This is a genomic window from Microbacterium oxydans, from assembly GCF_000956405.1.
Lineage (GTDB): Bacteria > Actinomycetota > Actinomycetes > Actinomycetales > Microbacteriaceae > Microbacterium > Microbacterium oxydans_C.
The window spans coordinates 12,270-38,934 of the sequence record NZ_JYIV01000026.1; the positions used below are offsets into that span (position 1 = coordinate 12,270).

Annotated in this window: 27 protein-coding genes; 20 read left to right on the forward strand and 7 right to left on the reverse strand. The window is 68.6% G+C overall.

What is annotated here, in order from left to right; genetic code table 11:
* Position 1: 1 nt before the first annotated feature.
* Both purB and RN51_RS09565 read right to left on the reverse strand, forming a co-directional pair.
* Positions 2 to 1,384 (reverse strand): adenylosuccinate lyase, encoded by a 1,383-nt coding sequence (gene purB / locus RN51_RS09560; protein ID WP_045263830.1) that lies wholly within the window; start codon positions 1,382 to 1,384, stop codon positions 2 to 4.
* Positions 1,381 to 1,857, reverse strand: a complete 477-nt coding sequence (locus tag RN51_RS09565; RefSeq protein ID WP_419865797.1) for a low molecular weight protein-tyrosine-phosphatase — start codon at positions 1,855 to 1,857, stop codon at positions 1,381 to 1,383. Before RN51_RS09565 ends, purB begins: the two co-directional genes overlap by 4 nt.
* A 208-nt stretch (positions 1,858 to 2,065) precedes the next feature.
* Here RN51_RS09565 and RN51_RS09570 point away from each other — a divergent pair, with 208 nt between their 5' ends.
* Genes RN51_RS09570 through RN51_RS09585 form a run of 4 tightly spaced genes read left to right on the forward strand, consistent with a single transcriptional unit; the run spans position 2,066 to position 4,321 of the window.
* The gene (locus RN51_RS09570) at positions 2,066 to 2,323 is read left to right on the forward strand and encodes a hypothetical protein (protein WP_045263832.1); all 258 of its coding nucleotides are present in this window, start codon (positions 2,066 to 2,068) and stop codon (positions 2,321 to 2,323) included.
* Entirely contained in the window at positions 2,320 to 3,666 is a 1,347-nt protein-coding gene (locus tag RN51_RS09575) for a hypothetical protein (protein ID WP_045263833.1), read from the forward strand. Before RN51_RS09570 ends, RN51_RS09575 begins: the two co-directional genes overlap by 4 nt.
* A 38-nt stretch (positions 3,667 to 3,704) precedes the next feature.
* Complete coding sequence (locus RN51_RS09580; protein WP_156149153.1) at positions 3,705 to 3,923, forward strand: type II toxin-antitoxin system VapB family antitoxin; 219 nt, start codon at positions 3,705 to 3,707, stop codon at positions 3,921 to 3,923.
* Positions 3,920 to 4,321 carry a PIN domain nuclease gene (locus tag RN51_RS09585; protein ID WP_045264018.1) on the forward strand — a complete coding sequence of 134 codons (402 nt, stop codon included), beginning with the start codon at positions 3,920 to 3,922 and terminating at the stop codon, positions 4,319 to 4,321. The genes RN51_RS09580 and RN51_RS09585 overlap by 4 nt, the downstream gene beginning before the upstream one ends.
* A 9-nt stretch (positions 4,322 to 4,330) precedes the next feature.
* Here RN51_RS09585 and RN51_RS09590 read toward each other — a convergent pair whose 3' ends face one another.
* From RN51_RS09590 to RN51_RS09600, 3 genes are all read right to left on the reverse strand, one after another.
* A complete protein-coding gene (locus RN51_RS09590) occupies positions 4,331 to 4,732 on the reverse strand; it encodes a phage holin family protein (protein WP_045263834.1) in 402 nt (133 codons plus the stop codon).
* A gap of 79 nt (positions 4,733 to 4,811) precedes the next feature.
* The gene (locus tag RN51_RS09595) at positions 4,812 to 5,174 is read right to left on the reverse strand and encodes a type II toxin-antitoxin system death-on-curing family toxin (protein WP_045263835.1); all 363 of its coding nucleotides are present in this window, start codon (positions 5,172 to 5,174) and stop codon (positions 4,812 to 4,814) included.
* Positions 5,171 to 5,377: a ribbon-helix-helix protein, CopG family gene (locus RN51_RS09600; RefSeq protein ID WP_045263836.1), complete on the reverse strand. Its 207-nt coding sequence runs from the start codon at positions 5,375 to 5,377 to the stop codon at positions 5,171 to 5,173. The genes RN51_RS09595 and RN51_RS09600 overlap by 4 nt, the downstream gene beginning before the upstream one ends.
* Before the next feature lie 98 nt (positions 5,378 to 5,475).
* On the opposite strand from RN51_RS09600, the gene RN51_RS09605 reads away from it, so the two are divergent.
* The 4 genes from RN51_RS09605 to RN51_RS09620 all read left to right on the forward strand — a co-directional run bounded on the left by RN51_RS09605 (position 5,476) and on the right by RN51_RS09620 (position 10,129).
* Complete coding sequence (locus RN51_RS09605; protein ID WP_045263837.1) at positions 5,476 to 6,543, forward strand: histidinol-phosphate transaminase; 1,068 nt, start codon at positions 5,476 to 5,478, stop codon at positions 6,541 to 6,543.
* A 106-nt stretch (positions 6,544 to 6,649) separates the two neighbouring features.
* Complete coding sequence (locus RN51_RS09610; protein ID WP_045263838.1) at positions 6,650 to 7,777, forward strand: thiamine pyrophosphate-dependent dehydrogenase E1 component subunit alpha; 1,128 nt, start codon at positions 6,650 to 6,652, stop codon at positions 7,775 to 7,777.
* A gap of 11 nt (positions 7,778 to 7,788) precedes the next feature.
* On the forward strand, positions 7,789 to 8,754 hold the full coding sequence (locus RN51_RS09615) for an alpha-ketoacid dehydrogenase subunit beta (protein WP_045264019.1): 966 nt from the start codon (positions 7,789 to 7,791) through the stop codon (positions 8,752 to 8,754).
* 28 nt (positions 8,755 to 8,782) lie between these two features.
* A complete protein-coding gene (locus RN51_RS09620; RefSeq protein WP_045263839.1) occupies positions 8,783 to 10,129 on the forward strand; it encodes a dihydrolipoamide acetyltransferase family protein in 1,347 nt (448 codons plus the stop codon).
* Positions 10,130 to 10,146: 17 nt separating this feature from the next.
* Here RN51_RS09620 and RN51_RS09625 read toward each other — a convergent pair whose 3' ends face one another.
* The gene (locus RN51_RS09625; RefSeq protein WP_197073226.1) at positions 10,147 to 12,480 is read right to left on the reverse strand and encodes an arylsulfatase; all 2,334 of its coding nucleotides are present in this window, start codon (positions 12,478 to 12,480) and stop codon (positions 10,147 to 10,149) included.
* Between the two features lie 486 nt (positions 12,481 to 12,966).
* Between RN51_RS09625 and RN51_RS09630 the strand changes: the two genes are divergently transcribed.
* The gene (locus RN51_RS09630) at positions 12,967 to 13,284 is read left to right on the forward strand and encodes a hypothetical protein (RefSeq protein WP_052674668.1); all 318 of its coding nucleotides are present in this window, start codon (positions 12,967 to 12,969) and stop codon (positions 13,282 to 13,284) included.
* 5 nt (positions 13,285 to 13,289) lie between these two features.
* Here RN51_RS09630 and RN51_RS09635 read toward each other — a convergent pair whose 3' ends face one another.
* Positions 13,290 to 14,510 (reverse strand): ROK family protein, encoded by a 1,221-nt coding sequence (locus RN51_RS09635; RefSeq protein ID WP_045263841.1) that lies wholly within the window; start codon positions 14,508 to 14,510, stop codon positions 13,290 to 13,292.
* Between the two features lie 100 nt (positions 14,511 to 14,610).
* Here RN51_RS09635 and RN51_RS09640 point away from each other — a divergent pair, with 100 nt between their 5' ends.
* From RN51_RS09640 to RN51_RS09690, 11 genes are all read left to right on the forward strand, one after another.
* Positions 14,611 to 15,930 carry an ABC transporter substrate-binding protein gene (locus RN51_RS09640; RefSeq protein ID WP_045263842.1) on the forward strand — a complete coding sequence of 440 codons (1,320 nt, stop codon included), beginning with the start codon at positions 14,611 to 14,613 and terminating at the stop codon, positions 15,928 to 15,930.
* Positions 15,927 to 16,865, forward strand: coding sequence for a carbohydrate ABC transporter permease (locus RN51_RS09645; protein WP_197073227.1), 939 nt, complete (start codon positions 15,927 to 15,929; stop codon positions 16,863 to 16,865). Before RN51_RS09640 ends, RN51_RS09645 begins: the two co-directional genes overlap by 4 nt.
* The gene (locus RN51_RS09650) at positions 16,865 to 17,743 is read left to right on the forward strand and encodes a carbohydrate ABC transporter permease (RefSeq protein WP_045263843.1); all 879 of its coding nucleotides are present in this window, start codon (positions 16,865 to 16,867) and stop codon (positions 17,741 to 17,743) included. The genes RN51_RS09645 and RN51_RS09650 overlap by 1 nt, the downstream gene beginning before the upstream one ends.
* A gap of 40 nt (positions 17,744 to 17,783) precedes the next feature.
* On the forward strand, positions 17,784 to 19,472 hold the full coding sequence (locus RN51_RS09655) for a glycoside hydrolase family 13 protein (protein WP_045263844.1): 1,689 nt from the start codon (positions 17,784 to 17,786) through the stop codon (positions 19,470 to 19,472).
* A gap of 159 nt (positions 19,473 to 19,631) precedes the next feature.
* Entirely contained in the window at positions 19,632 to 20,657 is a 1,026-nt protein-coding gene (locus RN51_RS09660; protein WP_045263845.1) for a metal ABC transporter solute-binding protein, Zn/Mn family, read from the forward strand.
* On the forward strand, positions 20,654 to 21,499 hold the full coding sequence (locus RN51_RS09665; protein ID WP_045263846.1) for a metal ABC transporter ATP-binding protein: 846 nt from the start codon (positions 20,654 to 20,656) through the stop codon (positions 21,497 to 21,499). Before RN51_RS09660 ends, RN51_RS09665 begins: the two co-directional genes overlap by 4 nt.
* The gene (locus RN51_RS09670; RefSeq protein WP_419865796.1) at positions 21,496 to 22,374 is read left to right on the forward strand and encodes a metal ABC transporter permease; all 879 of its coding nucleotides are present in this window, start codon (positions 21,496 to 21,498) and stop codon (positions 22,372 to 22,374) included. Before RN51_RS09665 ends, RN51_RS09670 begins: the two co-directional genes overlap by 4 nt.
* A gap of 120 nt (positions 22,375 to 22,494) precedes the next feature.
* Positions 22,495 to 22,911: a Fur family transcriptional regulator gene (locus tag RN51_RS09675; protein WP_045263847.1), complete on the forward strand. Its 417-nt coding sequence runs from the start codon at positions 22,495 to 22,497 to the stop codon at positions 22,909 to 22,911.
* Positions 22,908 to 23,948 carry a permease gene (locus RN51_RS09680; RefSeq protein ID WP_082066540.1) on the forward strand — a complete coding sequence of 347 codons (1,041 nt, stop codon included), beginning with the start codon at positions 22,908 to 22,910 and terminating at the stop codon, positions 23,946 to 23,948. Before RN51_RS09675 ends, RN51_RS09680 begins: the two co-directional genes overlap by 4 nt.
* Positions 23,941 to 24,795 carry a DUF1980 domain-containing protein gene (locus RN51_RS09685; protein ID WP_231579268.1) on the forward strand — a complete coding sequence of 285 codons (855 nt, stop codon included), beginning with the start codon at positions 23,941 to 23,943 and terminating at the stop codon, positions 24,793 to 24,795. Before RN51_RS09680 ends, RN51_RS09685 begins: the two co-directional genes overlap by 8 nt.
* Positions 24,785 to 26,665, forward strand: coding sequence for a hypothetical protein (locus tag RN51_RS09690; protein WP_231579269.1), 1,881 nt, complete (start codon positions 24,785 to 24,787; stop codon positions 26,663 to 26,665). Before RN51_RS09685 ends, RN51_RS09690 begins: the two co-directional genes overlap by 11 nt.

Genomic DNA, 26,665 nt, shown 5'->3' on the forward strand with positions numbered 1-26,665 from the left:
TTCAGCGGGCGAGGCGCTCCGCGATGCCGGTGTATGTCGCGGGGGTCAGCGCGAGCAGCCGCTGCTTCGCCGCGTCGCCGATCTCGAGGCCCTGCACGAACTCGGCGAGGTCGGCGGCACCGACCCGGTGACCGCGGGTGAGCTCCTTGAGGAGCGCGTACGGGTCGGTGATCGTGGAACGGCCGGCGACGACCTCGGCGCGGATGACCGTCTGGATCGCTTCGGCCAGCACTTCCCAGTTCACGTCGAGGTCGGCGAGCAGCACGTCGCGCGACAGCGAGATCGCGTTCAGGCCGCGGCGCAGGTTGTCCAGCGCAAGCAGCGAGTGCCCGAACGCGACGCCGATGTTGCGCTGCGTGGTGGAGTCGGTGAGGTCGCGCTGCAGGCGGCTGGTGACGAGCGTCTGGCCGAGCGACGCGAGAAGGGCGCCCGAGATCTCGAGGTTGGCCTCGGCGTTCTCGAAGCGGATCGGGTTGATCTTGTGCGGCATGGTCGACGAACCGGTGGCCCCGGCGACCGGGATCTGCGCGAAGTAGCCGAGCGAGATGTAGGTCCAGATGTCGGTGGCGAGGTTGTGCAGGATGCCGCCGGCGTGACGCACGCGGTCGTACAGCTCGACCTGCCAGTCGTGCGACTCGATCTGCGTGGTGAGGATGTTGAAGCCGAGACCCAGCCCCTCGATGTACTCGCGGGCGATGGTCGGCCAGTCGGCGTCCGGCTCGGCCGCGAGGTGGGCGGACCAGGTGCCGGTCGCCCCGGAGAACTTCGCGAGGTACTCGGAGCCGGCGATCTGCGCACGCACGCGCTCCAGGCGCCAGGCGAAGACCGCGAGCTCCTTGCCCATGGTCGAGGGCGTCGCGGGCTGGCCGTGCGTGCGAGAGAGCATCGCGGCGTCGGCGTGCTCGACCGCGAGCTCGCGCAGCTTCGCGATCACGGTGTCCAGAGCCGGGAGCCAGACCTCCTCGACCGCGCGCTTGACGGTGAGGGCGTAGGACGCGGAGTTGATGTCCTCGCTCGTCGCCGCGAAGTGCGTGAGCTCGGCGATGTGGTCGAGGCCGAGCGTCGAGAGCCGGTCGCGCACGAGGTACTCGATCGCCTTCACGTCGTGCTGCGTGACCGCTTCCTTCTCGGAGAGCCAGTCGATCTCGGCCTGCCCGAAGTCGCGGTACAGCGCGCGCAGGCGCTCCTTGTCACCGTCCGAAAGTGGACTCGTCTCGAACAGCGAGCGGTCGGTGAGGGCGATCAGCCACTCGACCTCGACCTCGACGCGCGCCCGGTTCAGGCCCGCCTCGGACAGGAAGTCGGCGAGGCCGGTGACGGCGCCACGGTAGCGGCCGTCGAGGGGGCTCAGGGGCTGGGGCGGGAGCGAAGGCTGGAAAGTCAGGGGAGTCCTCCTGATGAGGCCCCGAAGGTTCGGGGCGTGCGGGGCTGGCGCAGGGCGGGTTCGAGCTGGCGGAACAGGCCGCGAGTCGCCGTCTCGATCATACCGAGCACCGAATCGAACATGTCGGCGCCGGCGTAGTAGGGGTCAGGCACATCATGGGTCGAGGCGTTCGGGTCGAAAGCGAGCAGCAGTGTGACCTTCCCGTCCTCGTCTTCGTCATGGGCCCATTCCCGAAGGATGCGCTCGTGGGTGCGGTCGAGGGCGACGACGAGGTCGTTGTCGGCGAAGGCCGCGGCGGTGAACTGGCGGGCGCGGTGCTGGGTGCCGTCGTAGCCGCGACGGGCCAGCGAGTCGATCGTGCGATGGTCGGCGCGCTCGCCGAGATGCCAATCGCCTGTTCCGGCGCTGCGCGAGACGATGCGCGGGCCGAGTCCCTGCCGCTCGGCGAGGTCGCGGAAGACGACCTCGGCCATGGGAGAGCGGCAGATGTTCCCCGTGCAGACGAAGATCACGCGGAAGGGATCCGGGGATGTCACAGATACATTCTGCCCGCCCTCGGCCGTCCTGCACAGCGCGAGCCGGCTCGTGATGCGCTCTGCACACCGGCCGCGGGCGCCCACCTGTCCACGGGTTGCGGTTTCCCGGTGATCTGCGCGGGACGTGATCCCGAATGCTGGAGCCATGTACTCGTTCGCACTCGACCAATACGGTGGCTCCGCGCAGGCGTGGGGTCGGGCCCTCGCGCATCGAGAAGTCGCAGACGCGATCGCGACCCTGGAACAGGCGGGGGCGACCCTCGTCTCGCTCGTCGATGCGACCGATTGGCGCTCGGAGGGTTTCCGGGCGCTCCACGAGATGCTCGCGCGGGTACGCGACGATACGGGCGCGCAGGTCGGGAGCCTCCGGATTCGGCAATGGGAGCTGGAGGGCTCGGAATGACGGGAATCGCTCGCGCACCCGGTGCGGTGACTGCCGGAGACCTGGAGATCGAACACGGCGGAGCGATCGCGATCGACACCGAGCAGCTGCGCGAGGTCGGTGCGCGCCTGCGGGCGGTGGCGGCGCAGTACGAAGAGGCCGGGGCGGCGGTGGTGCGAGCGGGGGAGGCGATCTCGTCAGCCGACGACGTCGTGCTGCGTGTGGACGTCGGCGCTCTACGGCTCAGCGGCGACCGCATCGACGGACTGGCTGCCGAGATCGACAATGCCTGCGTCGGAACGCTGCTGATGGCCGACGCGTTCGAGGTGGTGGAACTGCGGGCCCAGGCCGAGGCGCTCTCCCTCACCGATGCCGCGGCGTCGAGCGACATACGCGCACGTGCCGAGGGCATGGTCGCCGACGATGAGCGGGTGGGGAGGATGGCCGACTGGCTGCTCGCCGGCTGGGAGCGACGGAGGTTCGAAGGGCTCGGAGAGCAGTACGACCTGGGTGGGATGCTGCCCCCGGTGTTCCTGGTCGGGGCTCTGGTGGGGCTCGCCTCGGGACATGGAAAGGTGCGGCCGGGAGCGGCGGGGCCTGTGGCGCCGGGAGCGAAGGCACCGAACTCCGCGCCGGTGGCTCCGCTGCAGGTGACGCCCGTGAAGACGTCGACTCCACGGGCACCGAACGATCTCGCCGGGGCATTCAGGAGGATCCCGGGAGCAGGTGCGCAGGTCGCCGTGGAGAAGTACACGATGGCAGGAGGGACGACGCGTTATGTGGCGTACGTCGCCGGTACCCAGAGCTCACTGCTGTCGTTGAAGAAGGGTGCGGAGCCGTGGGACATGACCTCGAACATCGAGCTCTATCAGGGCGCCGCCTCGGCGTCGTATCAGGCGACACTCGACGCTCTGGCTGCTGCGGGTGTCGAACCGGGCGACCGTGTCGATGTGGTCGCGCACTCGCAGGGAGGGATGATCGCCACGCGACTGGCCGTGGAGAGCGACTACGAGGTGTCGATGCAGATCACGGCAGGCAGTCCCACCGAACCGACTCTCGGCGACGAGCAGACGCTGATCCAGCTCCGTCATACCGATGACGTCGTGTCGGCGCTCGCCGCTGGCGGGTCGGCGGAGGGGACAGGGTCGCCCGACAGCTTCACGGCTTCCCGGGTGGGGGATCCAGCAGACGGCATCCACGACCTGCAGTTGAAGACCCACGGTCTCGAGACCTACATCGAGACGGCCGAGATGGTCGACGCGTCGACCGACCCTCGCGCCGTGGCTCTCGATGAGTACTGGGACGAGCTCGGCCGAGCGGTCGAGGTCGAGCGCACCGAGTACCGCGCGGAGCGGACTGAGTGATCGGGGTGTCTGGTGTATACGAGGTGTATGGTCTGTGCATGGCGCGTACGAACATCGACCTCGACGACGATCTCGTCCGCGAGGTCATGCGCAGGTACGACCTCTCCACCAAGAAGGAAGCCGTCGATCTCGCACTCCGACGGCTGGTGGGTGTGCCACTCACGTCGGAGTTCCTCCTCGGTCTCAAGGGCACCGGGTGGAGTGGGGACCTCGACGATATGCGCACCGACCCTCCCTCGGCGTGGAGTCCCGGGTGATCCTGGTCGACTCCTCTGCGTGGATCGGCTTTCTCCGCGGGCTCGATTCCCCGGTCGTCGAAAGGCTGGAGGGACTGATCGGTTCCGGTGCTGAGCTCGCCATCACGGAGCCGATCATCATGGAGCTGCTCGCGGGTGCGAAGAGGCCGCGGGAGCTCGCTCGAGTCGACGCCCTCACGAACGGTCTGCTTCTCGCCCCGCTGGTGCCGATGACCGACTTCCGGGATGCGGCGGAGCTGTATCGGGCTTCGAGCGCCAACGGGCACCCGATCCGGAGCATGACCGACTGTCTCATCGCCGCTGTCGCCATCCGTCGCGGCCTGCCGATCGTGCACGACGATCGCGACTTCACGTTCCTGGCGGAGATCAGCCCGCTGCGCCTCGACGGCGCGGAGTGAGGCCCGGTCTCAGTCGCGACGGCTCTTGCTCTGCGGGCGCAGGATGAAGCCGAAGATGCCGTTGATCACCGAGATGATCAGTGCCGCGAGCACGCCCCACCAGAAGTCGCCGACCGTGAGGCCCCAACCGAACCCGCTCGTGATCCACGCGGTCAGCCACAGCAGGAAGCCGTTGATCAGGAAGCCGATCAGCCCGAACGTGATGATGTAGAGCGGGAACGCGACGATCTTCACGACTGTGCCGATGATCGTGTTCACGAGCGCGAAGATCGCGGCCACCGCGAGCAGGGTCAGCACCAGCTGCATCGTCTCACCGGGCGGGAAGGCTCGGATGGTCACCTGCAGGGCAGGGATCAGCGTGACGACCCAGAGGGCGAAGGCGTTGACGACGACGCGGATGATGAAGCGCATAGTCCGACCAGTGTCCCACGGACTCCCGCACGTGTCAGCGGGCGGTGTCTTCCACGGGAATGCGGTGGGCCGTCGGGGTTCAGCGGGAGTGAGCGCGCAGGAGCGCAGCGACCTCGTCCAGGGAGGACGTGCTCTGCGCAGTCCGAAGGATGAGGTCGAAGGCAAGTTCGGTCTCCATGTCGATGATGACGTTGTTCATCTCGAGGAACGTCAGGGTGAGGACCCAGGAGAAGCGCTTGTTGCCATCGAACAGAGGGTGATTCTGGCTCAGGGATGACAGCAGAGCTGCCGCCTTGACTTCGAGATCCGGGTAGGCCTCGACTCCGAACATCGAACTCGACGGTCGGGCGAGCGCGGAGGACAGAAGCCCGATGTCTCGGATGTGGAGGCCGAGTTCCTCGGTGACGCCTACCGCGTGCGGAAGCTCGACGTATCGAGTCACGCGTCTTCGAGCTTCTTGAGGAGATCTGCGTATCGGTCAGCCACCCCGCGGGCGATCGACACGGCCTGCTCGGTCGTGACCTCCTCGCGCAGAAAACGGTCCGCGGCCTCGATGAGGAGTGCGTGCTTGGACGTGTGTCGCCGCGATGCCAGCTCGCCGAGCTGCGCATCGAGTTCTTCCGGGAGTCGCACCGTCATAGCCATACCAAAATGGTACCATCGTGCTTCGGGCCGCGACAGGGGCAACCGGCGGCGTTCCACCACCTCGGGTGCGCTCACCCCGCCCTCGTAGACTCGACCTCGTGACCGAGCCGATCCTGCCCCGCATCCGTCCCGCCATCGCCGCTCTCGCGCCGTATCGCCAGGGAAAGCAGGCCGGCCCCGACGCCTTCAAGCTGTCGAGCAACGAGAACCCGTTCGACCCGCTGCCGTCGGTGCTCGACGCGCTGCAGAGCACCACGCCCATCAACCGCTACCCGGATGCCACCGCCGGCCGTCTGCGTGCGCGTCTGGGCGCCCGCTACGGGGTCGAGCCCGACCAGGTGCATGTCGCCTCCGGCAGCGTGTCGATCCTGCATCAGCTGATCCTCGCGACCGCGTCGGTCGGCGACGAGGTCATCTACGCCTGGCGCTCCTTCGAGGCGTACCCGAGCCTTCCGCTCGTCGCCGGCGCCACCGGGGTGCAGGTGCCGCTCACCGCCGACTCCCGCCACGACCTCGATGCGATGGCGGATGCCGTGACCGAGCGCACACGCGCGATCATCCTGTGCACGCCCAACAACCCGACCGGCCCGATCATCACCTCGGCCGAGTTCGCCGCGTTCGTGGCGCGCGTGCCGAGCGACATCCTGATCATCCTGGACGAGGCCTACGCCGAGTTCGTCACGGCACCCGACGCAGTGGACGGGTTGGCGGAGCGCGTGTTCGAGCAGCACCCGAACGTGGTGGTGCTGCGCACCTTCTCGAAGGCCTACGGACTCGCCGGGCTGCGGGTCGGCTACGCGATCGGGCACGAGAAGGTGCTCGACGCCGCCCGCACGACCGGCATCCCGCTCTCGGTCACCTCTGCCGCCGAGAACGCCGCGATCGCCAGCCTCGACGCCGAGCCGGAGCTACTGGAGCGCGTCGCCGTGATCGTCGAACGCCGCGGCCGCCTCGTGGAGGGGCTTCGTGCGCAGGGATGGGAGGTGCCGGACTCCCAGTCCAACTTCGTCTGGCTGCCGGCGGGTGAGCGCACCGACGAGGTGGCTGCCGCCTTCGTCGAGAACGACCTCATCGTGCGTCCGTTCTCCGGCGACGGCATCCGCATCTCGGTGGGTGAGGAGGGCTCCATCGCCCGCGTGCTCGAGGTCGCCGGCTGCGCCCGCTGAGCGGTCGCCTCCCGCGGGTTCTCGCGGATTTCTCCGGTTTCCGGGCAGTTACAAGGGCGTCCTAGGTATGCGTGACCCGGCATGCGCGCGCGGGTAGCGTGAGAGCGTGACCACCTCCGAGACACCCCTTGTGAGCGTTCTGGACGAGACCGGGCGGTACGCGCCGTCCGCCGCCGCAGAACGGTACCTTCCCCTGATCGACGCGATCGGCGACGCGGAACTGGAGCAGTTCTACCGGGACATGGTCGTCATCCGCGCGATCGACACCCAGGCGACGAACCTGCAGCGTCAGGGCCAGCTCGCGCTGTGGCCGCCGAGCCGCGGACAGGAGGCGGCACAGGTCGGTTCCGGCCGCGCCCTCCGCACACAGGACACCGTCTTCCCCTCGTACCGCGAGCACGCGGTCACGCGCATCCGCGGCGTCGACCCGGTCGACATCATCAAGCTCATGCGCGGCGTCTCGCACGGGGGATGGGACCCGACCGACCCCAAGAACGGCAACACCCGGCTGTACACGCTGGTGCTCGGATCGCAGGTGCTGCACGCCGCGGGCTACGGCATGGGTCTCACCTTCGACGGGCGCACGGGCTCCGGCGATCTCGACCGCGACGAAGCGGTCATCGTCTACTACGGCGACGGCGCGTCCAGCCAGGGCGACGTGCACGAGGCGATGGTCTTCGCCGCGAGCTACCAGGCTCCGACGGTCTTCTTCCTGCAGAACAACCACTGGGCCATCTCGGTGCCCGTCTCCACCCAGTCGCGCGTGCCGCTCGTGCAGCGCAGCGCCGGCTACGGCATCCCGAGCGTCCGCGTGGACGGCAACGACGTGCTCGCCAGCTACGCGGTCTCCCGTGTCGCGCTGGACGAGGCTCGTGAGGGCAAGGGACCGCAGGCGATCGAGGCCGTGACCTACCGACTCGGCGCCCACACGACGAGCGACGACCCGACCAAGTACCGGGGCAGCGACGAGGAGCAGTACTGGGCCGGTCGCGACCCCATCGTGCGGATGCGTGCATTCCTGGAAGCACGTGGAGCGTCGGCCCAGCTGTTCGCCGACGTCGACGCCGAAGCGGCCGATGCTGCGGAAGACCTCCGCGCCCGCACGGTCGAGCTCGGACCGCCCAGCGCCGACAAGATGTTCGACCACGTGTACAGCGAGCCGCATCCGCTGATCGACCAGCAGAAGGCCTGGCATGCGCAGTACGAGGCGTCGTTCGAAGGAGGAGCCCAGTGACCCTGGAGACGATGCCGCTCAGCAAGGCGCTGAACGCGGGTATGCGCAAGGCGATGGAGAACGACCCGAAGGTCCTGCTCATGGGCGAGGACATCGGCAAGCTCGGCGGGGTCTTCCGCGTGACGGAGCACCTGCAGCGCGACTTCGGCGACCGCCGGGTGCTCGACACCCCCTTGGCCGAGTCGGGGATCGTCGGCACGGCGATCGGCATGGCGATGGCCGGGTACCGCCCGGTGATCGAGATCCAGTTCGACGGATTCGTGTTCCCCGCCTTCGATCAGATCACCACGCAGCTCGCGAAGCTCACCAACCGGCACGAGGGCGCGATCAGCATGCCGATCGTGATCCGCATCCCCTACGGCGGACACATCGGCGCGGTCGAGCACCACCAGGAGAGCCCGGAGGCGTACTTCGCGCACACCCCCGGTCTGCGCGTGGTGTCGCCGTCGACCCCGAACGACGCGTACTGGATGATCCAGGAGGCGATCGCATCCAACGACCCGGTCATCTTCATGGAGCCGAAGAGCCGCTACTGGCAGAAGGGCGAGGTCGAGCTCGATGCCTCGGCCGTGCCGCTGCACTCCTCGCGCGTCGTGCGCACGGGCAGTGACGTGACGCTGGTCGGACACGGCGCGATGGTCACCACGCTCCTGCAGGCCGCCGCGCTCGCCGAGGCCGAGGGCACGAGCTGCGAGGTCGTCGACGTGCGCTCGATCTCCCCGGTCGACTACGAGCCCATCCTCGACTCGGTGCGCAAGACCGGCCGCATGGTGTACGCGCAGGAGGCGCAGGGCTTCGGCAGCATCGGCGGTGAGATCGCCGCGACCGTCATGGAGCGGGCGTTCTACGCGCTCGAGGCTCCGGTGCTGCGCGTCTCCGGTTACGACACCCCGTTCCCGCCCGCGAAGCTCGAAGGCGCGTACCTCCCGGATGCCGACCGCATCCTCGAGGCCGTCGACCGCTCGCTGGCATACTGACACCCCCGCTCGGCCGAAAGGACTCGTCATGAGCACGCAGAACTTCACTCTCCCGGATGTCGGAGAAGGCCTGACCGAGGCCGAGATCGTGGCCTGGAAGGTCGCGCCGGGCGACACCGTCGCGATCAACGACGTGGTGTGCGAGATCGAGACGGCCAAGTCGCTCGTCGAGCTGCCGTCGCCGTATGCGGGCGTGGTGGGCGAACTCCTCGCCGCGGAGGGCACGACCGTCGAGGTCGGCACCCCCATCATCACGTTCCTGACCGAGCCGGCGGCTGGCGCTCCTGCTGCCCCGGTCGCTGCAGCTCCCGCGGCGGAGGAGGGCGGCGGTTCCGTGCTGGTGGGCTACGGCACGGGCGGCGGCGCCACCTCGCGGCGCAAGCGTCCGGCCGAGCGTCCCGTCCGCTCCTCGGTGGGGGTGATCGCGAAGCCACCGATCCGCAAGCTGGCGCGCGACCTCGGCGTCGACCTCACCGCGGTGGCGCCATCCGGTGCCGACGGAGAGGTCACGCGCGACGACGTGATGAAGCATGCCTCGCAGGCGAGCGTCTTCCGAAACATCGAGACCCCGGAGTGGGGGACGGTGCGCGAGGAGACGGTGCCCGCACCGCAGGCTGCTCCGGCCGGACTCGCTCGCGGCCTCACCGCAACCCGGCCATCGGCTGCCGATGACGACCGCACCGAGTCGATCCCGGTCAAGGGTGTGCGCAAGGCCACGTCGTCGGCGATGGTGCAGAGCGCGTACTCGGCCCCGCACGTGACGGTGTGGAAGGAGATCGACGCGACCCGCACGATGGAGCTCGTCAAGCGGCTCAAGGCCTCTCCCGACTACGCCGACATCAAGGTCTCGCCGCTGCTCATCATGGCCCGTGCCGTGATCTGGGCCGCCCGCCGCACCCCGATGGTGAACGCCGCCTGGATCGAGACCGAGTCCGGAGCCGAGATCGCCGTGCGCCACTACGTGAACCTCGGTATCGCCGCCGCCACCCCGCGCGGTCTGCTCGTGCCCAACATCAAGGACGCGCAGGACCTGAGCATGAAGGAGCTGGCGCGGGCGCTGAACCGTCTCACGCTCACGGCACGCGAGGGCAAGACCCCGCCGGCCGACCAGCAGGGCGGCACGATCACGATCACGAACATCGGTGTGTTCGGGATGGACGCAGGGACTCCGATCATCAACCCCGGCGAGGCCGGCATCGTGGCGATGGGCACCATCAGCCAGAAGCCGTGGGTCGTCGACGGCGAGGTGCGTCCGCGTTGGGTGACCACGGTGGCCGGATCCTTCGACCACCGCGTGATCGACGGAGACGGGATGAGCCGTTTCATCGCCGACGTCGCCTCGATCCTCGAGGAGCCCGCCCTGCTGGTCGACTGAGAATCGACGCCGAGCCGTCAATCCATCCGGCTGGCGAGCTTCAGGCGTTCGTGACCGGTCATCGGCTCCACGGCGGGGAAGTCGAAGGTGACGGAGTGGATCTTGCCGGTGAAGGGGAAGAGCCCACGGTCGGCGTAGTCGTCGCAGACGGGGGAGACGCAGTCCATTCCGACGTCCATGGTCTCCGTGCCGCATCGTTGAGGGATCTGCTCGGGTAGGTGGAGCTCTCCTGCGGGCTGGCCGTCCACAGTCATGGTGACGTCCGCCGGACCTCCCGGTTGCGGCGTCCCCGGCGTGATCTCAACGATGACCGTGTGCGTTCCCGGCGCGAGCGGTTCCGGTGAGGTGAGGTCGTAGCGCCGAATTCCGAAGAAGTTGTAGTGGAAGCGCGCCCTGCCCTCCCACCCGAACAGGGACCATCCGGCTGCGTCGCCGCCGACGGCGAAGATGACTCCGTCGGCGCCCGTCTCGGGGATGTCCACATCGGCGGTGATCGTGAGCGGTGTGCTGACGAGTTTCGGTCCGCTGCCTTCGGGAAGGCGCACCATTCCTTCGCGGAAGGTGATGTGGTCGCGCCCTGCGAAGAAGCTCGGGCGCAGCGTCACGTCGAGGCGCTCGGCGAATCGGTCATCGAGAGGGAGCACGTTGTAGCGGGCGGCTTCGGCCATGAACATGTCCTGCAGCGCACGCAGCCGCTCGGGTTCTTGAGCGGCGAGATCTTCGGCCTGACTGAAGTCGTCTTCGATGTTGTAGAGCTCCCAGACGTCATCGTCCCAGCTGTAGGTGCCGGAGGTCTCCCAGGGCAGCCGCCCGTGGCGACAGGAGGCGATCCAGCCGTCGGAGTACATCGCACGGTTGCCGAGCATCTCGAAGTACTGCTTCGTGTGGCGGCTCGGGGCCTCGGCGTTCGCCTCGGAGAAGGTGTAGGCGAAGCTGGTGCCTTCGATCGGCTTCTGGATGACGCCGTTCACCTCGGTCGGGTGAGTCATGCCGACGATCTCGAGAAGCGTCGGTGCGACGTCGATGACGTGATGGAACTGCGAGCGGGTGCCCGTCTCGGTGATCCGCTCCGGCCAGGACACGATCATGCTGTTGCGCGTGCCGCCGAAGTGGGAGGCGACCTGCTTGGTCCACTGGAAGGGTGTGTCACCGGCATGGGCCCATCCGACGGCGTAGTGCGGCGACGTGCCCGGCAGGCCCCACTTGTCGATGAAGCCGATGGCTTCGTCGATGGACGGCTGGCGGCCGTTGAGGCTCATGATCTCGTTCGGGGTCCCGACCAGCGAGCCCTCGCCGCTGGAGCCGTTGTCGCCGAGGATGTAGATCACGATGGTGTTGTCGAGTTCGCCGAGCTCCTCGAGAGCGTCGACGACACGACCCACCTCGTGGTCGGTGTGCTCCAGGAAGTCGGCGAAGTTCTCAGCTTGCCGTGCGAACAGCGCCTGGTGCTCCGGGGGCTGGCTGTCCCACGAGGGAATCTGTTCCGGCCGGGCCGTCAGCTTGGTGCCCTCTGGGATGATGCCGGCGTCGAGCTGGTTCTGGTGCACGACTCTGCGGTATTCGTCCCACCCCGCGTCGAACCGTCCTTTGTTCCGTCCGCGCCAGTCCAGCGGCGGCTGGTGCGGCGCATGAGCTGCCCCGGTTGAGAAGTACGCGAGCACAGGCCGCTCGGGGGCGATGGCCTTCTGGCTGCCGATCCACGAGATGCATTTGTCTGCCAGGTCGGTGGTGAGGTGGTAACCGTCTTCAGGGCGCGCGGGCGGTTCGACCGCTTTTGTGCCCTCGTAGAGCGAAGGGTAGAACTGGTCGGTCTCGCCGGAGATGAATCCGTAGAAATAGTCGAAGCCCTGATTGGTCGGCCAGTTCTCGAACGGTCCCGCCGGACTCGTCTGATTGTCGGGCACGTTGTGGTTCTTCCCGAACCACGCGGACGTGTATCCCGCGTGCTTGAGGAGCTCAGCGAACGTCGCCGTGCCCTTGGGGATGATGCCGCTGTAGCCCGGATACCCGGTCGCCATCTCCTGGATGACCCCCGTGGCGACGGTGTGATGGTTCCGACCGGTGAGCATGGCCGCTCGTGTCGGGGAGCACAACGCGGTGGTGTGGAACTGGTTGTAGAAGAGTCCCCGACCTGCCAAACGCTCAGCGGTGGGCATGCGTACCAGCCCGCCGTTGACACTCGGCCAACCGAAGCCGACATCATCCAGCAGCACCAGCAGTACGTTCGGAGCGCCCGGTCTCGCAGCCCTCGGCGGGGGGAAGTCCGGCACGGACTCCGTCGCGTGCAGGCTGATCTCGGCTTCCGGGTACGACCACTCCGGCTCTGGGAGATGGGTGCGATCCAGGCTCACCGGAAACTCTTCATTCTCGTCCAGACTCGACACACCGATCTCCTTCGCTACTCGTGTGTTCGAGTATCCGTCGACCGCCGGATCAGTGCAGTGGAACCATCGCCCGGAGCGGGTGATCGCGTGTCAGGACGAGGAACAGGACTGCTCTTCAGCGTGTTGTCGTGACCATGAGCGACCATTACGCGGCCGTGCCCCCTCGGCGTGTCGTCGCCGTCTTCGACGTTCTGGTCACTCTGGTGGACCAGACGGCGAGCCTCTGAAGCGCCGTGGAGGCGACGACCGATCTCGGTCGCGCGGCAGCGGCTGCCCTCGTCGACGACTGGATGCAGGGCGTCGCCGAGCGGGAGCAGGCGGTTGTCCGGGACGAACGAGAGTTCGTCCCGAGCGAGCGACTCGATGTGGAGGTGCTGGAGGGCCTCGTCGGTCGCTGGGCCGTCTCGACGGAGGTCATCGCCTACTGGCCGGCGCCTCCGCGACCAGCGCGCCGTGGAAGGGGGCAGCCGCCGCGCTGCGGTCGCCACTGTCGTCGGGCTGTCGAACGCCAGTCGTCGAGTCCTCGGCGGCTTGAGCGATGGCGCGGGCTTCCACTGGGATCTGTTGCTCTCCGATGAGCCACCGTTCATGGTGGCGGCCGGTGCGTGGGACCTGCGGGAGGCGAAGGCTGTCGGCATGCGCACCGCGTATGTTCCTCGCCCGAACGGTGACCTGCCCTCGCCCGGCGAACGATTCGATGTCGTGGCAACCGATCTCGAAAGAGCTCGAGCGGCAGCTGAGGGCGAGATCGGAGTGAGGGCTCGCGCCTGAGAGGTCTACGCGCTCGTGCGCAGGCGCTCCTCCGCCAAGCGAGGCACGGCGTGCTCCCTGGCCGCCCGGCGCGCTGTCACGACGGCCCCGCGTGACACGACCTCGGCGCCGAGCGTCGATGCGAGGATCTCGGGCGCGGGCAGGTGCAGCTCCTGGGGCAGGATGCGGCGAGCGGCGGTCAGCACGGGCTCGATGCTCTCGGCGACCGCTCCGCACACGATGACGCGGGCCGGGTCGTACATGCTGCCGAGCACGCCGACGATGCGGGCGACGGTGGCGCCGACGCGCGAGGTGATCAGCACGGCATCGTGGTCGCCCGACGCGGCGAGGGTCAGCACGAGTCGAGGATCGATGCGCCGTGTGCCGACGAGGCGTCCGACGGCGCTGTCGTGGGCGATCTCCCCGGAGTCGACCGCGGCTCGTACCTGATCCTGGACGGCGTAGCGCAGGCCGAACGCCGACCCGACGCCCACGATGTGGTCGAACACGACGCCCTCGCCGACGCCGCCGTGCGCGCCGTGCAGCACGTGACCGTCGACCACCACCCCGCCGCCGAAGCGCTCGCTCGCGAGCAGGGCCACGTAGTCGCGGCATCCGATCGCGGCTCCCTCGGCCCCTTCGGCGATCGCGGCGAGCTGGGCGTCGTTCTTGATCTGCACGACAGGGGCCCAGTCCTGCAGCGCCTCGGCGAGCCCGGGGTTAGTGCGCTCCCAGAAGCCTTCCGGGTGCGGTGGCGAGATGCCGTCGCGGTTCACCGGTGCCGCGACCCCGACGCACACCGCGAGCACCCGGTCGCGGTCGACCTCGGCCTCCTCGAGCGCATCGCCGAGGCGCTCGAGGATCGTCGCGCGCCGCTCGGAGACGGTCTGCGTCGGATCGAACTCCACCCGGTGGTGCACGAGCGTCTCGTCGAGCAGGTCGGCCACGGTGACGGCGAGGTGGGTGTCGCCCGCGTCGACGCCGATGACGACGCCGAGGTCGGCGGGCAGCACGAAGCGGCGGGAGGGGCGACCCGCGCGGTAGGTGCCGGCGGCACGGGCGTTCGGCAGTTCGCGCAGCACCTCTGCGCCGACCAGGGTGTCGATCGCGTCGATCGCCGTGGAGCGTGTCAGCGAGGTGGCGGCCATGGCCTCCGACGCGGTGAACTCGCCGGCCGTCCAGGCGAAGTCGAGGACGGCGCTGACGCTTGCTCGCCCGGTGCCCAGGCCTGCGGAGACTTCTGCCACGGCGCTTGACCTTCCTCTCGTCCAATGAGAGAGTACCGTTCGACAGAGTAAATTCGCTCACTAGATTTAGTGCACGGATCTATGGGATGGAAGGACGACGGTGTCTCTCACACGAACACGCACGGCGCGGGCGGTGGCCGCGGCCCTGGGGGTCACCCTGGTCGGAACCGCGCTCGCGGGATGTGCCCCCGGTTCGGGAGCGGAGACCATCCGCTTCACCTTCAGCAAGCGCGAGGCGATCGAGTTCATGACCGCCCTCGTCGCCGAGTACAACTCCTCGCAGGGCGACGTGAAGGTCGAGATCGACACCTCGGGCGTCGACGTGGTCTCGGCGAGCTTCGTGCGAGGCAACCCGCCCGACATCATGCTCGGCAACTACAACTACGAGATCGCCCGGTTCGTGCAGCGGTGCGCGCTCACCGATCTCGCCGGCACCGACGCCGCTGCGGAAATCCGCGACGATCTGCAGCCGCTCATGGACCAGTACGGCTCCTGCGAGGGCCGCACCAGCGCGCTGCCGTACTCGGTCATGGCCGCCTCTGTCATCTACAACAAGGAGATCTTCGACGCGCAGGGCCTCGAGGTCCCGAAGACGTGGGACGAGCTGCTCGCGGTGTGCGAGCAGCTGAAGGCGGCGGGCATCGACCCGTTCTACGGCACGTTCAAGGACGACTGGACCGTGGGCCAGGGCTGGTACGACTACACCGCCGGCGGCTCGGTCGACGTGATCGACTTCTTCGACGCGCTCGCCGACGAGGGGGCCGATGTCGGTCCGGACTCCGAGGTCTCGTTCTCGAAGGACTTCGCCGAGCCGATGAAGAAGATGATGCAGCTCGCGAACGATTACACGAACGCGGATGCGCCGAGCCGTGGTTACGGGGACGGCAACCTGGCCTTCGCCAAGGGGGAGGCCGCGATGTACCTGCAGGGGCCGTGGGCCTTCAGCGAGATCGCGAAGACCTCACCCGACCTGCAGCTCGGCACCTTCCCGCTGCCGATGACGAACGACCCCGCCGACCTCGGCGTGCGCGTGAACATGGACCTCGCCGCGATGATCCCCGAGGGTTCGCGCCATCAGGAGGCAGCCCGCGACTTCCTCGAGTTCCTCTACGAGCCGGAGAACATCGAGGAGTACAACGCCTCGCAGCTCGGCTTCACGCCCACGAAGGGGGCTCCGGCCCCGGACGATCCGCGCGTGGAGGGGATGATCGAGTACTACGACAACGGGCAGATCTATCAGGGCCCCTCCGTGCTCGTGCCCAAGACGCTCCCGATCTTCAACTACGCGCAGGCGATGGTGCTCGGGGCCTCTCCGACCACGATCCTGCGCACCATGGACGCGGACTGGGCCCGGATCGCCTTCCGCGCGCCGATCCCCTCGACGCAGGACAACGCCGCCGGTGAGGAGGGCGCGTCATGAGCACCACGAAGACCCCTTCGGCCTCCGACAGCACGACACTCATCGTCACCGGCGGTGACCGGAAGCTTCGGCCGCGCACCCGTCGCGTCGAGCCGATCTACTACCTGCTCCTGCTGCCGACGCTCGTGATCTTCACGCTCGCGATCACGGTGCCGGGTGTCATCGGAATCTTCTTCAGCTTCACCGACTCGATCGGCATCGGGGAATGGAGCTTCAACGGACTGACGAACTACATCGCGCTGTTCAGCGATCCGTCGATCCTGCAGAGCTACCTGTTCACGTTCGGCTTCTCGATCGCCACCGTGATCGTCGTGAACGTGGTGGCCTTCCTGCTGGCGGTCGGGCTCACCTCGCGCATCCGTTTCAAGACGGGCCTGCGCACCATCTTCGTGATCCCGATGGTGATCTCGGGCATCATCATCGCCTACGTCTTCAACTTCCTGTTCTCGAACTCGATCCCGGCGGCGGGAGCAGCGGCCGGCATCCCGTGGCTCGAGACCAGCCTGCTCGCCAACCCCGACCTCGCCTGGATCGCGATCGTCATCGTCACCGCCTGGCAGGCCGTCCCCGGCACGCTGCTCATCTACATCGCCGGCCTGCTCTCGGTCCCCGGCGAGGTGTACGAGGCGGCGAGCATCGACGGCGCCAGCAAGGCGCAGCAGCTCACCCGCATCACGCTGCCTCTCGTCGCCGGATACGTGGTGATCAACGTGATCCTCGGGTTCAAGGGCTTCCTGAACGCCTACGACATCATCGTCGGTCTCACCAACGGCGGGCCGGGCACCTCGACCCGCAGCGTCGCGATGACGATCATCGCGGGCTTCAACGGCGGCGACTACGCCTATCAGATGGCCAACGCGACCATCTTCTTCATCGTCGCCGTGCTCATCTCCCTCCTCCAGCTGTCGCTGACGCGCGGAAGGAACGCACTCTGATGTCGACGCAGACACTCACCACGATCCCCACCTCGGGCAAGAAGCCGCGCGTCCGCATGGAGCGCGTGAACTGGTCGGGCACGATCATCCTGATCCTGTGCGCGGTCACGGTCCTCCTGCCCCTGTACGTGACCATCTCGATGGCGCTGAAGACCACGGCGCAGGCGGTCGACGGCAACGCGTTCTCCCTTCCGGCCCCGTTCAGCTTCGACGGCTTCGTCGAAGCCTGGACGCTCACGAAGTTCCCGGTCGGTGCGGGCATCTCCCTGCTCGTCACGGCGGGCACCGTGATCGCGACGATCGTGCTGGCGGCCTTCGCCTCCTACGCCATCGTGCGCAACTGGGATCGGCGTCTGTTCCGCTACTCGTTCTTCTATCTGCTCGCGGCGATGTTCATCCCGTTCCCCGTCGTGGCCCTGCCGCAGATCCAGCTCACCGGACGCGTCGGACTCGACAACCCGTTCGGTGTGATCATCCTCGCCACCATGTTCCAGCTCAGCTTCAGCGTGCTGCTGTTCACGGCGTTCCTGCGGTCGATCCCGATCGAGCTGGAGGAGAGTGCGCGCATCGACGGCGCGACGACCTGGCAGACCTTCTGGAAGCTGATCTTCCCCCTGCTCGCCCCGATGAGCGCGACCGTCGGCATCTTCGCGTTCCTCTACGCCTGGAACGACTTCATGATGCCTTCGCTCATCATCGCCGACCCCGCCCTGCAGACACTGCCCGTGCGGCAGAACCTGTTCCAGAACCAGTTCAGCAACAACTACAACGTCGCGTTCGCCTCGTACCTGATGGCCATGGCCCCCGCGATCGTCGCCTACCTGTTCACGCAGCGCTGGGTGATGGAGGGCGTCACGCAGGGCGCCGTCAAGGGCTGAGACCGCACGACCACCGAAAGAAAGAAGGAGTCCTTCCCTCATGACCGACGCGCTTCTCGTCGAGACCCGCACCGCCGAAGACGCCGCCTGGTGGCGTCAGGCCGCCGTCTACCAGATCTACCCCCGCAGCTTCGCCGACGCGAACGGCGACGGCATCGGAGACATCCCCGGCATCGTCTCCCGGGCCGACTACCTCCAGGGCCTCGGCATCGATGCGGTGTGGCTCAGCCCGTTCTACCCGTCCGCGCTCGCCGACGGCGGCTACGACGTCGCCGACTACCGCAACGTCGACCCGCGGCTCGGCACCCTCGACGACTTCGACGACATGGTCGAGGCGCTGCACTCCCGCGGCATCCGCGTGATCGTCGACATCGTGCCGAACCACTCCTCCGACCAGCACGAGTGGTTCCAGGAGGCGCTCGCCGCGGGGCGCGGGTCGGCCGCGCGCGACCGCTACATCTTCCGCGAGGGCACCGGTCCCGACGGCTCGGAGCCGCCGACCGACTGGGAGTCCGTGTTCGGCGGCAGTGCGTGGGAGCGCGTGGCGGATGGGCAGTGGTACCTGCACAACTTCGCCGTGGAGCAGCCCGACCTGAACTGGGATCACGCCGAGGTGCGCGCCGACTTCCTGAAGACCCTGCGCTTCTGGTCGGACCGCGGCGTGGACGGTTTCCGCATCGACGTCGCCCACATGCTCACGAAGGATCTCAGCGAGCCGCTGCCCTCGCGTGCCGAGCTCGACGCGATGGACCGCACCTCGGGCACGCACCCGATGGTCGACCGCGACGACGTGCACGAGATCTACGCCGAGTGGCGTGCGGTGTTCGACGAGTACGACCCGCCGCGCACGGCTGTGGCCGAGGCCTGGGTGGACACCCCCGAGCGCCGGGCGAAGTATGCCTCCGCGGAAGGGCTCGGCCAGGCGTTCAACTTCGACCTGCTCGTGGCCGACTTCGACGCCGCGCAGTTCCGGAGCATCATCGCCGACAACCTGGAGCAGGCCGAGGAGACCGGGTCCTCGACCACCTGGGTGCTGTCGAACCACGACGTCACACGGCACGCGACGCGTTACGGGCTCCCCGCGCTGAACGGTCGCCCGGTCAAGCAGGGCACCGAGTGGGTCAAGGCCGGTGGTCCGGCGGAGGGCCTCGATCGTGAGGGCGGACTCCGCAGAGCACACGCCGCGACCCTGTTGCTGCTCGGCCTCCCCGGCAGCACCTACCTGTACCAGGGGGAAGAGCTGGGCCTGCACGAGGTCGCGCAGATCGCCCCGGAGCAGCGTCAGGACCCCGGGTTCTTCCGCGGTGCCGAGTTCGACGGGCTCGGCCGTGACGGGTGCCGTGTGCCCCTGCCGTGGACGGCCTCCGGTTCGTCGTACGGCTTCGGCGCGGAGGGTGCGCACCTGCCGCAGCCCGAGTGGTTCGCGGAGTACGCGGTCGACGTCGAGGCCGCGGATCCCACGTCGACGCTGTCCCTGTACCGCGAGGCGCTGCGCCTCCGGCACCTGCTGCAGACCGGGGAGACCCTGGAGTGGATCGACACCGGACGCACCGACGTGCTGCGCTTCACCCGGCCGAACGGATGGCAGGTGGTGTCGAACTTCGGCACCGAGCCGTTCGACCTCGGGGGTGCGGCCGCGGATGCGGTGCTCACGAGTGCCCCGCTCGACGGCTCTGCGCTGCCCGGGGAGGCCACGGCCTGGATCGCACCAGCCGCCCTGCGCGGCTGAGCTGCTGTCCACCCTTGCCAAAACGGAGACGATCCGCATCGCGCTCGGGGTGTCGAGTCCCGACACTCCGCGCGGACGTCGGATCGTCTCCGTTTCGGCAGATCACGAACCTCCGAGTGTGATTTGATAATGGTTCTCATTAGCGTTTAGAGTGAGAGCATGAAGAAGCCCGTCGTCGCCCTCGCCCTCGCATCCGTCGCCGCACTCACGCTGGCCGGATGCTCCACCCCCTCGGCGGGAGAGGGCGACGACGGCACCATCACGGTCGTGGCGAGCACGAACGTCTACGGCGACATCGCCTCGACCATCGGCGGGGACCGCGTCGACGTGCAGTCGATCATCACGTCGGCGTCGCAGGACCCGCACTCCTACGAGGCGAGCGCCCGCGACCGGCTGACGGTGCAGAAGGCCGACCTCGTGATCGAGAACGGCGGCGGGTACGACGCCTTCATCGACACTCTGCTGCAGGATGCGAAGGATCCGCACGTCGTGACGGCCGTCGAGTACTCGCACGACTTCCCCGGGAACGAGGGACACGACGAGGCCGACCACGCAGGCGAGACCGCCACTCCCGAAGAGAGCGCCACCCCTGAGGAAGACGCCCACGATCACGACCACGCGGAAGGTGAAGACAGCCACGAGGGCCATGACCACATCGAGGGCTTCAACGAGCACGTCTGGTTCGATCCGCACACGATGATCCATGTCGTCGAGGCCATCGCCGATGAGCTGACCGAGCTCGACCCCGACGGGGCGAAGGAGTTCGCGGCGAACGCGGCCACCCTCACGGCCGACCTCGAGGGCTTCGAGACTCAGCTCGCCACCCTCAAGGCGGATGCCCCGAATGTCGACGTCTTCATCACGGAGCCGCTGCCGGGTTACCTCGCCGCCGCAGCGGGCTTCACCGACGTCACTCCCGCAGGTTTCGCCGAGTCGGTCGAAGAGGGCACCGACGTCGCGCCCGCCGTGCTGCTCGAGGCGCTGAACGTGATCGGCAGCGGACAGGTCACCGCGCTGCTCACGAACGCGCAGACCGGTGGGTCCGAGACCCAGCGCGTCGAGACCGCGGCGAAGGATGCCGGGGTTCCCGTGGTCGCCTTCACGGAGCTGCTCGAGGACGGATCGTCGTACTCTGAGTGGATGAGTGACGCGATCCAGAGCCTCGCCGCCGCCGTCCAGAAGTGAGCGACGCCGTTCGGCACGCGCAGGGGCCGGTCGACCCGGTCCTCGAGATCTCCGGCGCCTCCCTGCACCGTGGGGAGCGCGAGCTGTGGTCCGGCCTCGATCTCACGGTCGAGCCGGGGGAGTTCATCGCCGTCCTCGGCCCCTCGGGCTCGGGCAAGACCACGCTCCTGCGCAGCATCCTGGGCCTGCAGCCGCTGTCGTCCGGCACGATCCGCGTCGCGGGTGAGCCCGTGCACCGAGGGAACTCCCGCATCGGCTACATCCCCCAGCAGCGCAATCTCGCCCCCGACACGAGTATGCGGGCTCGCGACCTGGTCGCCCTCGGGGTGCAGGGCAGTCGCTTCGGCTTCCCCATCCCGCACCGCGGCGACCGGGCCAAGGTCGACAAGCTGCTCGACGCGGTCGGGGCCTCCCACTTCGCGGATCGCCGGGTCGGGCTGCTCTCGGGCGGCGAGCAACAGCGCCTCCGGGTCGGCCAGGCCCTCGCCGACGAGCCCGCACTGCTGCTGTGCGACGAGCCGCTGTCGAACCTCGACCTCGCCAATCAGGTCGCCGTGACCGACATCATCGACCGTCAGCGACGTGAGCGCGAGGCGGCGGTGCTGTTCGTCACCCACGACATCAACCCGATCCTCGGCCGCGTCGACCGCATCCTCTACATCGCCGGCGGGCGGTTCCTGCTGGGGACCCCCGACGAGGTGCTGCAGACCCGCGTGCTCACCGACCTGTACGGCACGCCTGTGTTCGTGCTCCGGGCGGGCGACCGTCTGGTCGTCGTCGGCGTTCCGGACGCCGAACCCCACCACGATCACGGCGACCACGCGCATGGAGGAGCGGCATGAACGCGGTCGCGGCCATCGTGCCCATGGTCGGCTGGGACGACATCTTCTCTTTCCAGGACTACGGCGAGCTCGTGGCCCTGCTGGCGAACTCGATCATCGCGGGAGCCGTGCTCGGGATCGTGGGCGGGCTGATCGGCGTCTTCGTGATGCAGCGCGACCTGGCCTTCGCGGTGCACGGCGTGAGCGAGCTCTCCTTCGCGGGGGCGGCGGCAGCCCTGCTCTTCGGCGGCAGCGTGGTGGCCGGATCGCTCGGCGGAGCTCTCGTCGCCGCGATCCTGATCGGCGTCCTCGGGGCCAAGGCCAGGGACCGCAACTCGATCGTCGGCGTGCTCATGCCGTTCGGTCTCGGTCTCGGCATCCTGTTCCTGTCGCTCTACGACGGCCGCAGCGCCAACCGTTTCAGCCTGTTGACGGGGCAGATCGTCTCGGTCTCGAGCCCCGACCTCGGGTGGCTCATCGGCATCAGCATGGTCGTGCTCATCGGACTGCTGGTGATGTGGAACCCGCTGCGCTTCGATTCGCTCGACCCGGAGTCGGCGGCAGCCCGCGGGGTGCCGACCCGTGCGGTCAGTCTGCTGTTCATGGTGCTGCTCGGCCTGATCGTCGCGGTGAGCGTGCACATCATCGGCGCGCTGCTGGTGATGGCGCTGCTGGTCACGCCCGCCGCCGCCGCGATGCGCGTCACGGCAGGGCCCATCGCGGTGCCGCTGCTGGCTGCGCTGTTCGGGTTCGTCTCGGCGGTCGGCGGCATCCTGCTCGCCCTCGCCGGGACTCTGCCCGTGAGCCCGTACATCACCACGCTGTCGTTCACGATCTACGTCATCTGCTGGGTCGTGCAGCGCGCGCGTGCCCGGGTCCGTCGGGTCCAGGCCTGACCCGCCCTTCGAATCGCGCAAATGGTGGCAACTCCGTGCGGGATGCAACCATTTGCGCGATTCGAAGGCCCCCGGACCCACTCCCAGCCCTCGCCAACCCCTGCGGCCTAGACTCTTCGTATGGCTCAGCGGAACACCTGGCAGCGCGAACGCGTGCGCGAAGCACTCGCCGACGCGCGCGGATTCGTGAGCGCGCAGAGCCTGCACGCCTCGCTGCGCGACGACAACACCGGCATCGGCCTGGCCACGGTCTACCGTGCCCTCGCCGGGCTCGCCGCCTCGGGAGATGCCGACTCGCTGCAGAGCCCTGAGGGTGAGGCGCTCTACCGCGCATGCACGACCCAGGGGCACCACCACCACCTGATCTGCCGGTCGTGCGGCCTGACCGTCGAGATCGAGGCCAAGGACGTCGAGCAGTGGGCGCACCGCACGGCCGCCCTGCACGGATTCACCGAAGCCGCCCACGTCGTCGACATCTTCGGACTGTGCACTCCGTGCGCGAACAAGCGCGACGCCGAGAGGGCCGCGTCCGCGTGAGCTCCTCCGCAGCAACGGCGACCCGTCACGGCCACTCCCATCGCCCGTCACCCTCGCCGCGATCGGCATGGATCGGCCTCGGCCTCGGTGCGGCCATCATCACCGCGCTGTTCCTGATCGACGCCTTCCTGCCGAAGCTGTTCCCCGCCTCGCTGCCCACCCGCGCGCAGGACGGCCTCACGCTCGCGCTGAGCGTGCTCATCGAAGCCCTGCCGTTCGTGATCCTCGGTGTGCTGCTGTCGATCGTGGTGCAGGTGTGGCTTCCGGCCGACGTCATCCACCGCTGGCTGCCGAAACGCGCGTGGGCCCGTCGCGCGGTGCTGTCGCTCCTCGGCATGCTGATCCCGGTGTGCGAGTGCGGCAATGTTCCCTTCGCTCGCGGACTCATGATGCGCGGCCTCGCTCCGGCGGAGGCGATGACGTTCCTCATCGCGGCGCCCATCGTGAACCCGATCGTGATCCTCACCACGCACGCCGCGTTCGGCTGGGACGGCGGCATCCTGGTGGCGCGGTTGGTCGGCGGATACCTGATCGCCAACCTGATCGGCTGGATCTACAGCAGGCACCCCGACCCCGACGGCATGCTCACGCAGCGTTTCGTCGACACGTGCGACCGCGTGACCCACGAGCCCGGCACCCCTGTACGACGCAGCCTCACGCAGTTCCTCATCGAGCTTCGCGCCGTGATGCCCGCGCTGGTGATCGGCTCGGCGCTCGCCGGAGCCGTGCAGGTGCTCATCCCGCGGGAGTGGCTGCTGGCGATCGGCTCGAACCCGGTGCTGTCGATCGTCGCGATGATGGCCCTCGCGATGACGGTGGCCATCTGCTCGAACGTCGACGCCTTCTTCGCGCTGTCGTTCGCCTCGACATTCTCGTCCGGCGCGATCGTGGCCTTCCTGCTCGTCGGTCCGCTGGTCGACATCAAGATGCTCGCTCTCATGCGCACGACCTTCACCGGGCGCACGCTCGTCGGGATCGTCGGCATCGTGCTCGCGGCAGCCTTCGCGATCGGGATCGGGGTGAACGTCCTTGTCTGAGCGTCTGGCGCCGTCCGAGCAGACCGCAGCGCGCCTTCGCGCCCTCGGCACCCGCTGGCTGGGTGTCGGGCTCGCCGCCGTGATCTCGGTGGTCACGCTCGGTCTGGGTCTCACCGGGCGCCTCAACCTCTACATCAGCCCCGAGTCGGTGTGGTTCGCGTGCGCCGCAGCCGTCGTGACCCTGGCCGGTGCGATCTGGTCGTGCACCCTCCCACTCGGCGAGGAGAACGATCACGGTCACGATCACGGTCGTGCCCCCGCTCCCACGCGCCGTACGGCACCCGCGGACGACGCTGACCTCGGGCACGACGACGCAGGGCGGGCCGCGCAGGCCTCATCGCGCCGCTCGCTCGCCGGGGTCGCTGCCGTCACCGGTGGAGTCATCGCCTCGGGGGTGGTGGTGGCCGGCCTCGTGCTGCCGCCCGCCTCGCTGTCGGTCGAGCTCGCGATGTCGCGCGCGGGGGAGCAGAGCGCGCTGTTCGCGGGTGCCGACACGGTGGCCCTGGGCGTCGCCGACACCTCGACGTTCGGCGTCGGCGACTGGGCCAGTGTGTTCGCCGCGTCGACCAACACGGCCGCGTACGACGGTGCGCCGGTGAAGCTCACCGGTTTCGTGACTCCGGATGATGCCGACGACGGCGTGAATCTCACCCGCCTGGTCATCACGCACTGCGTGATCGACGCGCAGACCGCCGTCCTCCCGGTCGACGTGAAGCCCGACGACTACGCGACCGGCCAATGGGTGGAGATCACCGGAACCGTGCGGGCGGATGCCGACGGAAAGCTCCGCATCGAGCCGACCGACGTCGTCGCGATCGACGAACCGGGAGACCCCTATGAGTACTGACGACGAGCGCCCCGAGGTGCCCGCCGTCCCCCGCACCCGTGCGGAGATGCGTGCGGCGCGTGAAGCCGCGGAAGCGGCGGAGGCGGAGCGGATCGAGCGCGTGATCGCGTCAGCCGAGCACGTCGCACCGTCCGCGGAAGAGGCCGCTCAGCCCGCAGATCCGTCGTCTGCGGATGCGTGGTCTCCGGCAGATGCCGTCGCAGAGGAGGCAGCCCTCCGGGAGGCAGCCGCTCGCGAAGCCGCGGCTCGGGACGCCGCGGTGCGCGAGGCGGGCGACCGAGAGGTCGCCGAGCAGGAGGCAGCGGCCCGGAAGATGGCCGCCTTCGAAGCCGCAGCCCGAGAGGATGTGGAGGCGACCGCGCACCCGCCGGTCCCGATCGCATCCGAGCCGATCTTCGTCGGAGCGGCCCCGGTCGCGGAGGAGGGTGCAGAGGCCACGGAGCCGTACGCGCCCCCCGCGCCGCGCGTCGCCGCGGAGCCGGAGCCCGGACAGCTGCCGGGGAGTCGCCGCCGCTTCGTCGTCACGCTCGCTGCGGTGCTCGGTGTCCTCGTCGTCGTCGGGACGGGTCTGGGCATCGCGAGCCTTCTTCAGGGCCCGCGCATCAGCGATGTGCAGGTGAACGCCTCCCAGGCGATCGAGTCCTCCGGCAGTCGAGTGATCGTGACCGCGAACCAGGCGCTGGCCGACATCGACCCCGCGCAGGTCACCGTCGAGCCGGAGGTGCCCTTCACGGTCGACGCCTCCGGTCGCGGCGTCGGGGTGCGATTCACGGTCCCGCTCGACGACTCCACCGAGTACACGATCCGCGTCAAGGATGTGGTGGGCGCCGGCGGCGGTCCGACGACCACGCTCACGACGAGCTTCACGACGCCGCCGTCGAACATCTTCCTGCTGCGCCGCGACGTCGGGGGCAAGGACAAGATCTTCCTCACCGACCTCAGCGGAGAGAAGGCCGTGCCGGTCTTCGAGCACGACAAGATCAACGACTTCCGTGCGACGTCGACGCAGCTCGTGGTCTCGGTGGAAGAGGACGACGGGTCCCGCCTGCTCGTGATGGACCGCGACGGCAAGAACCAGCGTGAGCTGAAGCTCCCGGGCGACGGCTACGTGGGCGCGATCCAGGTCTCCGAGCGGGGCGGCCTGGTCGGCTACAGCTACTCCGACAAGGAGCTGAGCGACACCCAGGGCCGTGCGAGCGTGCTCGTCACCCAGTCGCTGAGCGGCGACGACGACCCGCAGATCATCGAGGTCGCCGGTGCCGAGGCGAGCGTCTTCGTGTGGCAGTTCGTGCCCGACAGTGCGGCCGTGCTGTTCATCGACTTCGACGGAGCGCTCTCGCTCGTCGACCGTTCGACCGACGCCGGCGTGCAGTCCCTCGGCCTCGCGGCCACGATCCAGGGGATCTCCCGAGGCACGTACACGGCGATCGTGGAACGGCTCGACGGCGCCGTGGTCGAACTCGATCTCGCGGACGGGACCGAGCAGCCCCTCGCGGCCTCCGACCCCGACTACGGGACGGCGAGTTCCATCACGCCGTTCCCCGGTGGCACGCTGCGCCACGTCGTGGCCCGTGACGACGAGGGCCTCCCGATCGGGCAGGTCGTCGTGCGGGTGGGCGACGACGGTGCGGCCACTCCGCTGGTCGAGGTCGGTTCGAAGGATTCGATCCTCCAGGCGTGTGCGTCGCCGAGCGGTCAGTATGCCGCCGTGGTCGTGGCGCCCGATCTGGCGAACAACGCCTACGACGGGATGCTGCTGCCGCTTCCGGAGAACGTCGAGACGCACCTGATCGACATGGCCTCCGGCAAGGAGCTCGTGGCCCTCACCGGCTTCGATGCCTCGTGGTGCCAGACGGCCCCGCGGTTCTGA